Annotated in this window: 12 protein-coding genes; 9 read left to right on the top strand and 3 right to left on the bottom strand. The window is 65.9% G+C overall.

Features of this window, described 5'->3' with window-relative positions; translation table 11 throughout:
- Positions 1–25 precede the first annotated feature (25 nt).
- Positions 26–778 (bottom strand): pseudouridine synthase, encoded by a 753-nt coding sequence (locus QM685_RS16800; protein WP_415117495.1) that lies wholly within the window; start codon positions 776–778, stop codon positions 26–28.
- 96 nt (positions 779–874) lie between these two features.
- Between QM685_RS16800 and QM685_RS16795 the strand changes: the two genes are divergently transcribed.
- Positions 875–2,113 carry a hypothetical protein gene (locus tag QM685_RS16795; RefSeq protein WP_415117494.1) on the top strand — a complete coding sequence of 413 codons (1,239 nt, stop codon included), beginning with the start codon at positions 875–877 and terminating at the stop codon, positions 2,111–2,113.
- Between the two features lie 18 nt (positions 2,114–2,131).
- Here the strand turns inward: QM685_RS16795 and QM685_RS16790 are convergent, their stop codons facing one another.
- Positions 2,132–4,711, bottom strand: a complete 2,580-nt coding sequence (locus QM685_RS16790; protein WP_415117493.1) for a [protein-PII] uridylyltransferase — start codon at positions 4,709–4,711, stop codon at positions 2,132–2,134.
- Between the two features lie 30 nt (positions 4,712–4,741).
- Positions 4,742–5,551 carry a type I methionyl aminopeptidase gene (map, locus tag QM685_RS16785; RefSeq protein WP_415117492.1) on the bottom strand — a complete coding sequence of 270 codons (810 nt, stop codon included), beginning with the start codon at positions 5,549–5,551 and terminating at the stop codon, positions 4,742–4,744.
- A gap of 536 nt (positions 5,552–6,087) precedes the next feature.
- Here map and rpsB point away from each other — a divergent pair.
- From rpsB to rseP, 8 genes are all read left to right on the top strand, one after another.
- A complete protein-coding gene (gene rpsB, locus QM685_RS16780) occupies positions 6,088–6,840 on the top strand; it encodes a 30S ribosomal protein S2 (protein ID WP_415117491.1) in 753 nt (250 codons plus the stop codon).
- Between the two features lie 218 nt (positions 6,841–7,058).
- Positions 7,059–7,940 (top strand): translation elongation factor Ts, encoded by an 882-nt coding sequence (gene tsf, locus QM685_RS16775; protein ID WP_415117513.1) that lies wholly within the window; start codon positions 7,059–7,061, stop codon positions 7,938–7,940.
- Between the two features lie 221 nt (positions 7,941–8,161).
- Positions 8,162–8,875 carry a UMP kinase gene (pyrH, locus tag QM685_RS16770; protein WP_415117490.1) on the top strand — a complete coding sequence of 238 codons (714 nt, stop codon included), beginning with the start codon at positions 8,162–8,164 and terminating at the stop codon, positions 8,873–8,875.
- 98 nt (positions 8,876–8,973) lie between these two features.
- Positions 8,974–9,534, top strand: a complete 561-nt coding sequence (gene frr / locus QM685_RS16765) for a ribosome recycling factor (protein WP_415117489.1) — start codon at positions 8,974–8,976, stop codon at positions 9,532–9,534.
- A 62-nt stretch (positions 9,535–9,596) separates the two neighbouring features.
- Positions 9,597–10,379: a polyprenyl diphosphate synthase gene (uppS, locus tag QM685_RS16760; RefSeq protein ID WP_415117488.1), complete on the top strand. Its 783-nt coding sequence runs from the start codon at positions 9,597–9,599 to the stop codon at positions 10,377–10,379.
- Positions 10,373–11,194: a phosphatidate cytidylyltransferase gene (locus QM685_RS16755; RefSeq protein ID WP_415117487.1), complete on the top strand. Its 822-nt coding sequence runs from the start codon at positions 10,373–10,375 to the stop codon at positions 11,192–11,194. Before uppS ends, QM685_RS16755 begins: the two co-directional genes overlap by 7 nt.
- 10 nt (positions 11,195–11,204) lie before the next feature.
- A complete protein-coding gene (locus QM685_RS16750) occupies positions 11,205–12,410 on the top strand; it encodes a 1-deoxy-D-xylulose-5-phosphate reductoisomerase (protein WP_415117486.1) in 1,206 nt (401 codons plus the stop codon).
- Positions 12,411–12,417: 7 nt separating this feature from the next.
- A complete protein-coding gene (gene rseP, locus QM685_RS16745) occupies positions 12,418–13,812 on the top strand; it encodes an RIP metalloprotease RseP (protein WP_415117485.1) in 1,395 nt (464 codons plus the stop codon).
- Positions 13,813–13,856: the final 44 nt, after the last annotated feature.

The raw sequence follows: 13,856 nt of genomic DNA, 5'->3' as shown, positions 1-13,856 counted from the left end.
CCGCAACGAGCGGGTGCGGCCGGCATCAGAACGCTTCGTCTTCCGACAGATAACGCCATTGGCCCGGCGGCAGCGCGCCGAGCACCACGCGGCCCATGCGCACCCGCTTCAGGCCGACCACTTCGAGGCCGACCAGTTCGCACATCCGGCGAATCTGGCGCTTCTTGCCTTCGCGCAGCACGAAGCGCAACTGCTCGCCGTTCTGCCAGCTTACTTCGGCGGGTTTGAGCGGCACGTCGTCGAGCGACAGGCCGTGGCGCAGCAGCGCGAGGCTTTCGGCCGGGAAGTGGCTTTCGACGTCGACGGTGTGCTCGCCATACGCGACGCGCACCAGATATTCCTTGTCGACGTCCGAATGACCGCCGATCAACTGTTTCGCGATGCGGCCGTCCTGGGTCAGCACGAGCAGGCCCGTCGAATCGATGTCGAGACGCCCGGCCGGCGCAAGCTGGCGCAGATGCGAGACCGCGAACGGGATGCCCGAGCGATCGCCTTCCCAGCGGTTCTCCGGCGTGACGAGCGTGATGGCCGGCTGATAGCCGTCCTCGGCTTGACCCGATACGAGACCGACCGGTTTGTGGATCAGCACCGTCACCCGGCTCGACTGCGCGGCTTCGGCGGCGGGATCGATGTCGATGCGCTGGTCCGGGAAGACCTTGGTGCCGAGCGTATCGACGCGCTCGCCGTCGACCATGACCCAGCCTTTCTCGATCCATTCGTCGGCCTCGCGGCGCGAGCACAGGCCGAGTTTGGACATCAGCTTCGACAGGCGCAGCATGCCGGGCGCGTCTTCCCGATCGCGGCGCGGCGCGCGCGGGGTGTCGTGCGGTGCGTCAATTTCCGCGTCGCGGCGCGGGGCTGCCGATGCCGCCGCATGTGGTTTGCCGGCGCGGGCGGGGCGCTCGTCGCGAGCGCGGCGCGCGGCGGCCGGCAGCGGTTTGTCGAAGCCCCGGGCAGGGCGGCCGGCAGCTTCGCCACGGCGCGCCGGGCGCTCGCCGGGTTCGCGTTTGTCGGGTGTCCAGTTGCCGCGCGCGTTGCGGTCGTCGCGTTCGTCACGACGCGGTGCGCGCGCTGGACGCTCCGCGCGGTCCGAACGTTCGCTGTAGCTGCCTTTTACGGGTTTCGCGAAGGCGCGTTCGCCACGCTCGCCTTCGAAGCGGCGCGGGGCGCTATCGCCGTCGCGCGCGCGGCGTTCGGCGCCGCGGCGCTCCTGCGGCGCACCGCGATCGCTGCCGAAGCGCGGACGATCGGCGGCATTGCGCTCCCCGCGTACCGGACGATCGCCACGCATGCCGCCTTCCGACGGACGGCCCGCGCCCGCGCGCGGACCGCTGAACGGGCGGCGTTCGCCATCGTCGCGGCGAGGCGGGCGGTCACCGAAACCGCGCGGTGCGCGATCACCGCGATCCGCACTGCCCTCGAACCGGCGCGTTGCGCGTTCGTTGCGTTCGCCTGTGCCTTCGAAGCGACGCGGCGCGCGTTCGGCACGCTCACCGGTTTCGCGGCGTGGCGCGCGCTCGCCGCGTTCACTCGTGCCTTCGAAACGACGCGGTGCGCGTTCGGCACGCTCGCCGGCTTCGCGGCGTGGCGCGCGATCGCTGCGTTCACCCGCGCCTTCGAAGCGACGCGGCGCGCGTTCGGCACGCTCACCGGTTTCGCGGCGCGGCGCGCGCTCGCTGCGTTCACCCGCGCCTTCGAAGCGACGCGGTGCGCGTTCGGCACGCTCGCCGCGTTCGCCGCTACCTTCGAACCTGCGCGGCGCGCGTCCAACTCCCTCACGCGACGAACCACGCTCACCGTCGGTGCGGCGCGAAACGCGTTCGCCGCGCTCCCCGGCACCTGCCGGCCGCCGCGGCGCGCCTGTGGCATTCGTGCTTCGCTCACGCGCAAACGACGGCCCCTCGGCACGCGTCGCCCGCGCACCGCTGCCCGCCGGCTTACCGCCCGCGGACCGCTTCGCCGCGCCATCCGCCGCCGCGCGTTCACGCGGCGCGCCAGACTCCGCCAGCGGCGGCTGGGGCCGTGCCGGACGGGTCGGCTTACGCGCCGACGCACTGCCGGGGCGAACAGGGGCGCGCTCGGACGATGCCGGCCGCGGATGCTTGGCTGTTAATTTGATTCGCATGAAATCTCACACTGCGATCGCGCGCAGCAATTCGGTTTCGACCTGTATTTGCAGGCGGTTGTCCGACAGGCTGTGTCCTTCGAGCAGAAACACGTCCTCGACGCGTTCGCCGAGCGTATTGATCCGCGCCGACGCGACGCCGACCCGGTGCTCGGCCAGCACGCGCGCGATCGAATAAAGAAGGCCCGGCCGGTCGTTCGCCGACACGGACAGGATGTAGTATTGGCCGCGCTCGTCGGCCCGCAGGTCGACGCGCGGCGTGATGGGGAAGGTGCGCGACAGGCGCGACAGTCGGCCTTTCGACGGTCCCGGCAGCAGCGTGCCGTGGCCGGCGAGACGCGCGGTCAGCTCCTGTTCGACCAGATTGGCGATGTCGCGGTAATGCACGTCCTGTTCGGTGTGCGCGACAAGGAAGTTGTCGAGCGCGTAGCCGTGGCGGGTCGTGCTCACGCGCGCATCGAGCACCGACAGCCCGTTGCGGTCGAAGTACGCACAGATGCCGGCGAACAGATCGGGCTGGTCCTTCACGTAGACGAGCACCTGCAACGCCTCGCCGATCGGCGAAGGGCGGGCGCGCACGAGCGGCGTCGGCGTTTCGACGTGACGGTAGAGCACGCGCGTTTGCCACGCGATATCGGCCGCATCATGGCGCAGGAAATAACCGACGTCGAGCTTGTCCCACAACGCCCGTTGCGCGCCTTCCGGCACGGTCTCCAGCCGCAGCAGCGCAAGCGCTTCCTCCTGGCGCGACTTCAGCTCCGAATGCGCATCGGGCCGCGCGCCGCCGAGCACGGCGAGCGTGGTGCGGTACAGATCTTCGAGCAGCTTGCCTTTCCACGTGTTCCAGACCTTCGGACTGGTGCCGCGGATATCGGCCACGGTCAGCAGATAAAGCGCGGTCAGGCGGCGCTCGGTGCCGACCAGTTCGGCAAAGCGCTTGATCACTTCGGGGTCGCTCGTGTCCTGCTTCTGCGCGACCTGGCTCATCGTCAGATGCTGCTGCACGAGCCACACGATCAGATCGCCGTCCTCGCCGTCGATGCCGTGCTGGCGGCAGAAGCGCCGTGCGTCGGCCATGCCGAGCGTCGAGTGATCGCCGCCGCGGCCCTTCGCGATGTCATGGAACAGCGCCGCGACGAACAGCACCCATTGACGGTCGAAGCTGACCATCAACTGGCTGCAGAACGGATATTCGTGCGCGTGCTCGGCCACCGCGAAGCGGCGCAGATTGCGCAGCACCATCAGGATGTGCTGATCGACCGTGTAGACGTGATACAGGTCGTGCTGCATCTGGCCGACGATGCGCCGGAAGTTCAGCAGGTAACGCCCGAGCACGCTCGTCTGGTTCATCAGCCGGAACGCATGCGTGATGCCGGCTGGCTGCTTCAGGATCTCCATGAACAGGCGCCGGTTTTCCGGGTCGCGCCGCCAGTGCCGGTCCATCACGTCGCGCGCGTTGTAGATCGCGCGCAACGTGCGCGCCGACAGGCCCTTCACGCCGGGCGTGCGCTCATACAGCAGGAAGGCTTCGAGGATCGCGTTCGGCTCGCGCAGGAACAGGTCGTCGGAGGCGATTTCGAGCATGCCCTGCTTTTCGACGAAACGGTCCGACAGCACGCGCGTGATGCCGCTCGTGCTCGGGAAAAGCTGCGCCTCGATGTTCTGGATCAGGATCGTCGCGAGCTGCGTGACGGCTTTCGCGGCCCAGTAGTAGCGGCGCATCAACTGTTCGCTCGCGCGCTTCGTCGCGGTCGGCTTGTAGCCGAAGCTTTCGGCGACCGGTGTCTGCAGGTCGAACACCAGAATGTCCTGGCGGCGCCCCGCGATCACGTGCAGCCGCGCGCGCAGCGACTTCAGGAAGCCCTCGTTGCGGCGCAACTCGCTTGCCTCGCGCTCGGTGATGAGACCGCGCGCCTCGAGCTCGCGCCAACTGCTGCCGAAGCCGGCCGCCTGCGTGATCCACAGGATCAGTTGCAGATCGCGCAGGCCGCCCGGGCTTTCCTTGACGTTCGGTTCGAGCGCGTACGGCGTGTCCTGAAACTTCGCGTGGCGCTGGCGCATTTCGAGCACCTTCGCCTGGAAGAACGCCTTCGGATCGAGTGCGGCGCGATAGCGTCGCGCGAAATCGTCGAACAGGGCCGCGCTGCCGGTGATGCGCCGCGCCTCGAGGAGCGACGTGCGCACCGTGACGTCGTTGGCCGCTTCCTCGATGCATTGCGACACGCTGCGCACGCTGCTGCCGAGCTCCAGCCCGAGATCCCACGCAAGGCTGATGAAGCGCTCGACGCGCGCTTCGAGATGCGCGCACGGCGCATCGGGCAGCAGCACCAGAATGTCGACGTCGGAGTGGGGCGCGAGTTCGCCGCGCCCGTAGCCGCCGACCGCGACGAGCGCGAGTTCGCCGGGCAGCTCGCAGGTGTCCCAGGCGGCGCGCAGCGAGTTGTCGGTGGCGCGCGCGAGCGCGCCCATCAATGCGTCGACGTTGGTGGCCGTTCGGAAGCGTTCCAGCAACTGGGTTTTGGCCACTTTGTAGTCCGCCTTGAGCGACGTGGCAAGGGATGGGGCGACGGCTGGAACGCTACTCATTGGCAGGTGGGTGATGAGCTCGGAAGCCGCTCAGGCGGTGGCCGCGACGACGGGCGGACGCGCGGGCGTGCCGGCCGACACGGTCAGCACGTCGTAGCCGGTCTCCGTGACGAGCACCGTGTGCTCCCACTGCGCCGACAGGCTGCGGTCCCGGGTCTTGACGGTCCACTGATCCGGCATCGTGCGGATGTCGCGGCGGCCGGCGTTGATCATCGGCTCGATCGTGAAGATCATGCCGGTCTGCAGTTCGAGCCCGGTGCCGGGACGGCCGTAGTGCAGGATCTGCGGATCTTCGTGGAACACGGTGCCGATGCCGTGGCCGCAGTACTCGCGCACCACGCTGTAGCCGAGGCCTTCGGCATGCTTCTGGATCGCATAGCCGATGTCGCCGAGATGCGCGCCGGGGCGCACCTGGTCGATGCCGAGCCACATGCATTCGAAGGTGGCCTGCACGAGGCGCTTCGCCATGATCGACCCTTCGCCGACGATGAACATGCGGCTCGTGTCGCCGAAATAGCCTTCCTTGATGACGGTGACGTCGATGTTCAGCGCGTCGCCGTTCTTTAGCGCCTTGTCGCCGGGGATGCCGTGGCAGATCACGTCGTTGACGGAAATGCACGTCGCTTTCGGATAGGGCGGGTAGCCGGGCGGCTGGTAATTGAGCGGTGCCGGGATCGTGCCCTGTTCCTTGAGCATGTATTCGTGGCACAGGCGGTCGAGTTCGCCGGTCGTGACGCCGGCCTTGACGAACGGCGTGATGTAGTCGAGCACTTCGCTGGCGAGCCGGCAGGCGACGCGCATCTGTGCGATATCGTGTTCGTTTTTGAGGGTAATAGCCATGAGCCGGGCCTGAAATTCGATTTATTGCGAGATTATCGCACCATATTTCTGGTGCCGCAGGCTTTTACGAACGGATTCAAGCGTTTTTGCGGGGACGTTGCCGGCTCTTGCGGATACTTTTGCGGAGAGTCCTTTCGCCGCCGGCGGCGGGCTGCTGAATAAAGGGGGGAGCGATTCCAGACCTGCGTCACATGGGTGCGGCCGCCGGCGCGACGCCGGCCCCCGGCGACCCCATGTGAAGCTTATAGGCATTACCCGCGCGGCTTGAGCGAGCCAGCAGTCGCGTGCTATAATCTTCGGCTAAGTCGATCCAGGTTCGGTTTTTATTGCATTGCATTGTGAAACTGGTCGGGAAAGACTTCTCGTGGCGCTGACTGGTTTGCCCGCGTCACGAGCAACAAGCGTAATAACGGTAGTACAGGCAACCCACTCGCAAGCCGGCGCACCCAGGGTGTCGCCGCGTTCCAGCCGAAACGAAAAGGCGGGCGCGGCCGATGCGGCAGCCGGTTTAAGACCCAACCCTCGCGGAGATTTTCATGGCAGTTACGATGCGTCAAATGCTGGAAGCAGGTGTCCACTTCGGTCACCAAACGCGCTTCTGGAACCCCCGGATGGCCCCGTTCATTTTCGGTCATCGCAACAAGATTCACATCATCAACCTCGAAAAGACGCTGCCGATGTACAACGACGCGCTGAAGTACGCGCGTCAGTTGGCTTCGAACCGCGGCACGATCCTGTTCGTCGGCACGAAGCGTCAGTCGCGCGACACCATCGCCCAGGAAGCGCAGCGCGCCGGTATGCCGTTCGTCAACGCGCGCTGGCTCGGCGGCATGCTGACCAACTTCAAGACGCTGAAGGTTTCGATCAAGCGCCTGAAGGACATGGAGGCAGCGCTGGAAGCGGGCGAAACCGAGCGCATGAGCAAGAAGGAAGCGCTGCTGTTCGAACGCGAAATGGCCAAGCTGCAGAAGTCGATCGGCGGCGTGAAGGACATGGGCGGCATTCCGGACGCGATCTTCGTGGTTGACGTCGGTTACCACAAGATTGCCGTGACCGAAGCGAACAAGCTCGGCATTCCGGTCATCGCCGTGGTCGATACGAACCACTCGCCGGAAGGTGTGGACTACGTGATCCCGGGTAACGACGACGCCAGCAAGGCCGTCGCTCTGTACGCGGCCGGCGTGGCCGACGCGATCCTCGAAGGCCGTGCGAATGCGGTCAACGAAGTGGTCCAGGCTGCGCGTGGCGCCGACGGCGACGAGTTCGTCGAGGTCAACCCGGAAGCGTAAGGCTGCCCAGTGTCCGGCATAAAAGGGGGCTTTCAGGAGGCCCCCTTTTTTTAAGTCGCGACGTTTGTAACAGGCGTTGTAACGGGCATCTGGCAGAGTGCTTCCGGCGGCGCCCGGCGCGTCGTCCGTAAAAAATACGCGAAAACGCTGAAACGAATTCCTGCCGCCGGTATCGAAATGCGGGCGGCGTGTGACAGACAGAACCCAAGGAGCAAATGATGGCGGCAATTACCGCAAGCATGGTTGCAGAACTGCGCGCAAAGACCGACGCGCCGATGATGGAATGCAAGAAGGCGCTGACGGAAGCCGACGGCGATCTGGCGCGTGCCGAAGAACTGCTGCGCGTGAAGCTCGGCAACAAGGCGAGCAAGGCGGCATCGCGCGTGACGGCTGAAGGCGTGGTCGCATCGTTCATCAACGGCAACACCGGTTCGCTGGTCGAACTGAACTGCGAAACCGACTTCGTTTCGAAGAACGACGACTTCCTCGCGTTCTCGAAGAAGGTCGCCGAACTGGTCGCGACGCAAAACCCGGCCGACGTCGCCGCGCTGTCGGCACTGCCGCTCGACGGTTCGACGGTCGACGCAGTCCGCCTCGCGCTGGTCGGCAAGATCGGCGAAAACCTGTCGATCCGCCGTTTCGTGCGTTTCGACACCGCGAACAAGCTGGCGGCGTACCTGCACGGCACGCGTATCGGCGTGCTGGTCGAGTACACCGGCGCGCAGGAGCAGGTCGGCAAGGACGTGGCGATGCACATCGCCGCGATGAAGCCGGTCTCGCTGTCGTCGGACGATGTGCCGGCCGACCTGATCGCCAAGGAACGCAGCATTGCTGAACAGAAGGCCGCCGAATCGGGCAAGCCGGCTGAAATCGTCGCGAAGATGGTCGACGGCAGCGTGCAGAAGTACCTGAAGGAAGTGTCGCTGCTGAACCAGACGTTCGTGAAGAACGACAAGCAGACGGTCGAACAGATGCTGAAGGCGGCGAGCTCGAGCGTGCAGAAATTCGCACTGTTCGTGGTCGGCGAAGGCATCGAGAAAAAGCAGGACGACTTCGCCGCGGAAGTGGCCGCTCAGGTCGCTGCTGCAAAGCAACAATAAGCCTTACCTAAGCTTTACTGCCGTACCGTTGGACCCGCGGCGAAGCAGCACTTCGCCGCGCTCGGCGGCGCCGCAAGGCCGCGCACGGATTACCCCCGCCGCGCGGCCGCGGCGGGTGAACCCGAAGTTTCGTCAAATTTGGCGGCGCTTGCCCGAATCAGCATTTCACCCCTACATTAGTCCCTTGTTGTTGCCCTGTTCTGCGCGATCTGGATACCCCTATGCCCACTGCCTATAAACGCGTCCTGCTCAAACTCTCCGGTGAAGCTCTGATGGGCGATGATGCCTTCGGCATCAATCGCGCGACGATCGAACGAATGGTGGCGGACGTGGCCGAAGTGGTCCGTCTCGGAACGCAACTGGCCGTGGTGATCGGCGGCGGCAATATCTTCCGCGGCGTGGCGGGCGGCGCGGCCGGGATGGACCGCGCGACGGCCGACTACATGGGCATGCTGGCCACGATGATGAACGCGCTGGCGTTGCAGGACGCGATGCGTCACGCCGGCATCGAGGCGCGCGTGCAATCGGCGCTGCGCATGGATCAGGTGGTCGAGCCGTATATCCGGCCCCGTGCGATTCGCCAGCTCGAAGAAGGCAAGGTCGTGATTTTCGCGGCGGGCACAGGCAACCCGTTCTTCACGACCGATACGGCAGCGGCCTTGCGTGGCTCGGAAATCGGCGCGGAAGTGGTGCTGAAGGCGACCAAGGTGGACGGCGTCTATTCGGCCGATCCGAAGAAGGACTCGAGCGCGACCCGCTACGCCACGATCAGCTTCGACGAGGCGATCGGCCGCAATCTGCAGGTGATGGACGCGACGGCATTCGCGCTGTGCCGCGACCAGAAGCTGCCGATCCGCGTGTTTTCGATCGTCAAGCCGGGTGCGCTCAAGCGCATCGTGCAAGGTGAGGACGAGGGCACCCTCGTCCACGTGTAAACTCTCGTTTGCATAACGTGGGCTTTGACGCGAGCCCGGGCCGCCGCATCTCGCGTGCCGGGCGGCTCGCACCGTTTTGAAGGTTCGGAGGTTTAAAAATGTCTGTGGCTGATATCAGGAAGGGCGCTGAGCAGAAGATGCAGCGTTCGATCGACGCGTTCAAGAACGACCTGTCGAAGATCCGCACGGGTCGTGCCCACACGGGTCTGCTCGATCACATCCAGTGCGATTACTACGGCTCGCCGGTGCCGATTTCTCAGGTCGCGAACCTCACGCTGATCGACGCACGCACGATCGGCGTGCAGCCGTGGGAAAAGAAGATGGTCCAGGTCGTCGAAAAGGCGATCCGCGAGTCGGACCTCGGTCTGAACCCGGCCACGCATGGCGACGTGATCCGCGTACCGATGCCCGCGCTGACCGAAGAGCGCCGTCGCGAGCTGACCAAGGTCGTGCGCAGCGAAGCCGAAACGGCCAAGGTGGCCGTGCGCAACCTGCGCCGCGACGCCAACGAACAGTTGAAGAAGCTCGTGAAAGAGAAGGAGATTTCGGAAGACGACGAGCGTCGCGCGGGTGACGACGTTCAGAAGCTGACGGACAAATTCGTCGCTGAAATCGACAAACTGGTCACGACGAAAGAAGCCGAGATCATGACGGTCTGACGCTGTTCGGCTCAGCACTTTCAGACTCTCACTTCTTTACTGGCATTACTGTCCCGACGGCCATGACCTATACCAGCTCAACCGTGCGCGTGCCTGAAGTCGCCGCGGTGCCGCGACATATCGCGATCATCATGGATGGCAACGGCCGTTGGGCCACCCAGCGGCGTCTGCCGCGCGTGGCGGGCCATACACGCGGCGTCGACGCGGTGCGGGCGGCCGTCGAGGCGTGCGCGCGGCGAGGCGTCGAATATCTGACGCTGTTCGCGTTCAGCTCGGAGAACTGGCGTCGTCCGAACGAGGAGGTGTCGTTCCTGATGCGCCTCTTCGTCACCGCGCTCGAGCGCGAGATCGGCAAGCTGCACGCGAACGGCATCCGTTTGCGCGTGGTCGGCGATCTCGATCGTTTCGACGCGAAGATCCGCGATCTGATCAGGCGGGCGGAAACCAAGACCGCGCGCAACACCCGTCTTACGCTGACCATCGCCGCGAATTACGGCGGCCGCTGGGACATCATGCAGGCCACCCGCAAGCTCGTCGAACAGGCGGCGCTCACGGGCAAGGCCGTCGAGGTCAACGAGAATTCGTTCGCCGAGCATCTGTCGATGGCCTACGCACCGGAGCCGGACCTGTTCATCCGCACCGGCGGCGAGCGCCGGGTCAGCAACTTCCTGCTGTGGCAACTCGCCTACACGGAGTTCTATTTCACCGACACGTTCTGGCCGGATTTCGACGCCGACGCGCTCGGTCATGCCATCGCTTCGTACGCCGAGCGTGAGCGCCGCTTCGGCCGCACCAGTGCTCAACTCGAGCCGCAATCGCAGAACGTCGATTCGCTTCCATGCTAAAGACCCGTGTCATCACGGCGATCATCCTGCTGGCAGTGTTCCTGCCCGTCACGCTGTTCGCGCCGGTCGGCGCGTTCGGCGCGCTCATCGCTTTCGTCGTCGTGTTCGCCGCGTGGGAGTGGGCGCGCCTGCTCAAGGTCGGCGGCGCGGGTCCGGTGCTGTACGCGCTCGTCACGGCGCTCGCGCTCGTTACCAGCACGCGGATCGGTGTCGGCACGGAGCACGCCCGGCCATTCTTCCAGGCGGCCGCGATCTTCTGGGTGATCGTCGGTCCGTTCGTGCTGCTGCGCAAGCCTATACTCGCGCAGGGCGTGTGGCGCGCTTTCCTGTTCCTTGCCGGCATCGTCGGTTTCATCGCGTGCTGGCATGCTCTCGTCGCCGCGCGCATGCAGGGCGTGCCGTTCGTGCTGTCGCTGCTGCTATTGGTATGGCTCGCCGATATCGGCGCATACTTCTCGGGAAAAGCGTTCGGAAAACACAAGCTGGCGCCTGCCATCAGTCCGGGTAAAACCTGGGAGGGCGCGATCGGCGGCTGGCTGCTGGTGATGATCGTCGCGGCAGCGGCGGTCTTTTTGCACGCGTTCGAGCCGACCCTGTATTCGGCGCTGCTCGCGCAACTGGGCGCGATGCGCACCGTGCTCGCGCTGACCCTGCTGGTGGGCTTCAGCGTGGTTGGCGACCTGTTCGAATCGATGCTGAAACGCCAGGCCGGCGTCAAGGACTCGAGCGGTCTGTTGCCGGGGCACGGTGGCGTGCTCGATCGCATCGACGCACTGCTGCCGGTGCTGCCGCTCGCGATGCTGCTGCTCGGCTAGAGAAAGAGATATGCAAAAACGTCTGACATTGCTCGGTTCCACGGGCTCGATTGGAGACAGCACGCTCGACGTCGTCGCGCGTCATCCCGAGCGTTTCTCGGTTTACGCGCTCTCCGCGCATCGCAACGGCGACAAGCTCGTCGAGCAATGCCTGCGCTTCGCGCCGGAAGTGGCGGTGGTCGGCGACGTCGACACGGCCGCGCGCGTCGCGGCGAAACTGCGCGAGGCGGGCAGCAGGACGGAAGTCACGTACGGACCGCAAGCGCTCGTCGAGGTTGCGAAGAGCGATGGCTGCGACACCGTGGCCGCGGCGATCGTCGGCGCGGCCGGCCTCGCGCCGAGCCTTGCCGCCGCGCGCGCGGGCAAGCGTATCCTGCTTGCCAACAAGGAAGCGCTCGTGATGTCCGGCGCGATTTTCATGAACGCGGTGCGCGACAACGGCGCGGTGCTGCTGCCGGTCGACAGCGAACACAACGCGATTTTCCAGTGCCTGCCGCGCGAAGCGTCGCTGCACGGCGGCGTCTCCAAGATCATCCTGACCGCTTCGGGCGGTCCGTTCCGCACGCGCGAGCCGGCCACGCTCGTCGACGTGACGCCGGATGAGGCCTGCAAGCATCCGAACTGGGTGATGGGCCGGAAGATTTCGGTCGATTCGGCCACGATGATGAACAAGGGCCTCGAAGTCATCGAGGCGCACTGGCTGTTCGGCCTGCCCGGCGAGCGCATCGACGTGCTGATCCATCCGCAGAGCGTGATCCATTCGCTCGTGTCGTATGCGGACGGCTCGGTGCTCGCGCAACTCGGCAACCCCGACATGCGCACGCCGATCGCGCACGCGCTGGCATTCCCGGATCGCGTCGATTCGGGCGTCGCGCAGCTCGATCTCGCCGGGATCGCGTCGCTGTCGTTCGAGAAACCCGACTACGCGCGCTTCCCGTGTCTCGCGCTCGCGATGAAGGCGCTCGCCGAAGGCGGCGTCGCGAGCGCGGCGCTGAATGCGGCGAACGAAGTCGCGGTCGAAGCGTTCCTCACGCGCCGCATCGGCTTCATGGCGATTGCCGAGGTGGTCGACTCGGTGCTCAACGCATTGCCGAACCGCAGCGCGCACGCGCTCGACGACGTCATCGAAGCGGACGCCGCCGCGCGTCGCGCCGCTACCGAGTTCATCGCGCGTCTGCCCGATGGCGCCCGTCGCACGGAACGTGCCGTCCAGTGAGGCGTTTATGAATCTGCTGATCGAACTGCTCGCTTTCGCGGTTGCGATTGGTGTCCTCGTGGTGGTCCACGAGTACGGGCACTACAGCATCGCACGTTTGTGCGGCGTGAAGGTGCTGCGCTTTTCGATCGGCTTCGGCAAGCCGCTCGTGCACTGGGTGAGCCCGAAAACGGGCACCGAATGGACGATTGCCGCGTTGCCGCTCGGCGGCTACGTGAAGATGCTCGACGAGCGCGAGACCGGCGCCGCGGCGATTCCCGCCGCGGATTTACCGCATGCGTTCAACCGGCAGTCGGTATGGCGGCGCTTCGCGATCGTCGCGGCCGGTCCGGTCGCGAACTTCCTGCTGGCGATCGTGCTGTTCGCGCTGGTGTTCGCGACCGGCGTGACCGAACCGGCGGCCGTGATCGCGACGCCCGCACCGGGCACGCCGGCCGCGCTGGCCGGCTTCGAGGGCGGCGAGACGGTCGTCGGCGTGCGCGCGGGCAGCAGCGACGAGACGGCGCCGGTGCGCTCGTGGTCGGATCTGCGCTGGAAGCTGCTCAGCGCCGCGTTCGATCACCAGCACATCGTGCTGACCGCGAAAGACGGCCATGGCGTGTCCGATTTCCCGATGGACCTGCGCGGACTTGGCGAGAAAGACGTCGACGACGATTTCATGTCGCATCTCGGCTTCGAGCCCGGCGGCGGCACGCTCACGGTGGCCGGGGTGCAGGCGGGCAGCGCCGCGCAGAAGGCGGGCCTCGTCGCGGGCGACCGGCTGCGCGCGATCAACGGCATGCCGACCGATAATGCCGCGGCCTTCATCGCTTATGTAAAATCGCACGCCGGCGTGCCGGTTACGCTGCGGGTCGAGCGTGGCGGGCATGGCGGTCATGCGGCGGGCGCGCTCGAAGAGCTCAGCATCGTGCCGCAACTGCAGCGCGATGCGGCGAGCGGGCAGCAGGTCGGCCGCATCGGCGCCGAACTGGCCACCCAGGTGCCGTCGATCGACGTGCGCTACGGACCGCTCGAAAGCCTGCGGCTCGGCGCGCACCGCACGTGGGACCTCGCGGTGTACTCGGTGCGCATGTTCGGCCGGATGATCGTCGGCGAGGCGTCGCTGCGCAATCTGTCCGGTCCGGTGACGATCGCCGACTACGCGGGCAAGAGCGCGCGTCTCGGTCCGTCCGCGTTTCTGTCGTTCCTGGCCCTTGTCAGTATTAGCCTCGGCGTGCTGAACCTCCTCCCGATTCCGGTATTGGACGGGGGCCATCTGTTATATTATTTGGTTGAAGCTGTGACCGGTAAAGTTGTCTCCGATCGCTGGCAACTCGTTTTTCAGAGGGCGGGTCTCGCCTGCATCGTCGCGTTGTCGGCGATTGCGCTGTTCAACGATCTGGCTCGTTTAATCCATTTTTAAAGTGTCCGGCGGCGTTCACGAGGGCGACCGTCCGGCCTGATGCA

Source organism: Paraburkholderia sp. (genome assembly GCF_047605525.1).
In the GTDB taxonomy this organism is placed as follows: Bacteria; Pseudomonadota; Gammaproteobacteria; order Burkholderiales; family Burkholderiaceae; genus Paraburkholderia.
This window is presented reverse-complemented; position numbering and strand designations above follow the sequence as displayed.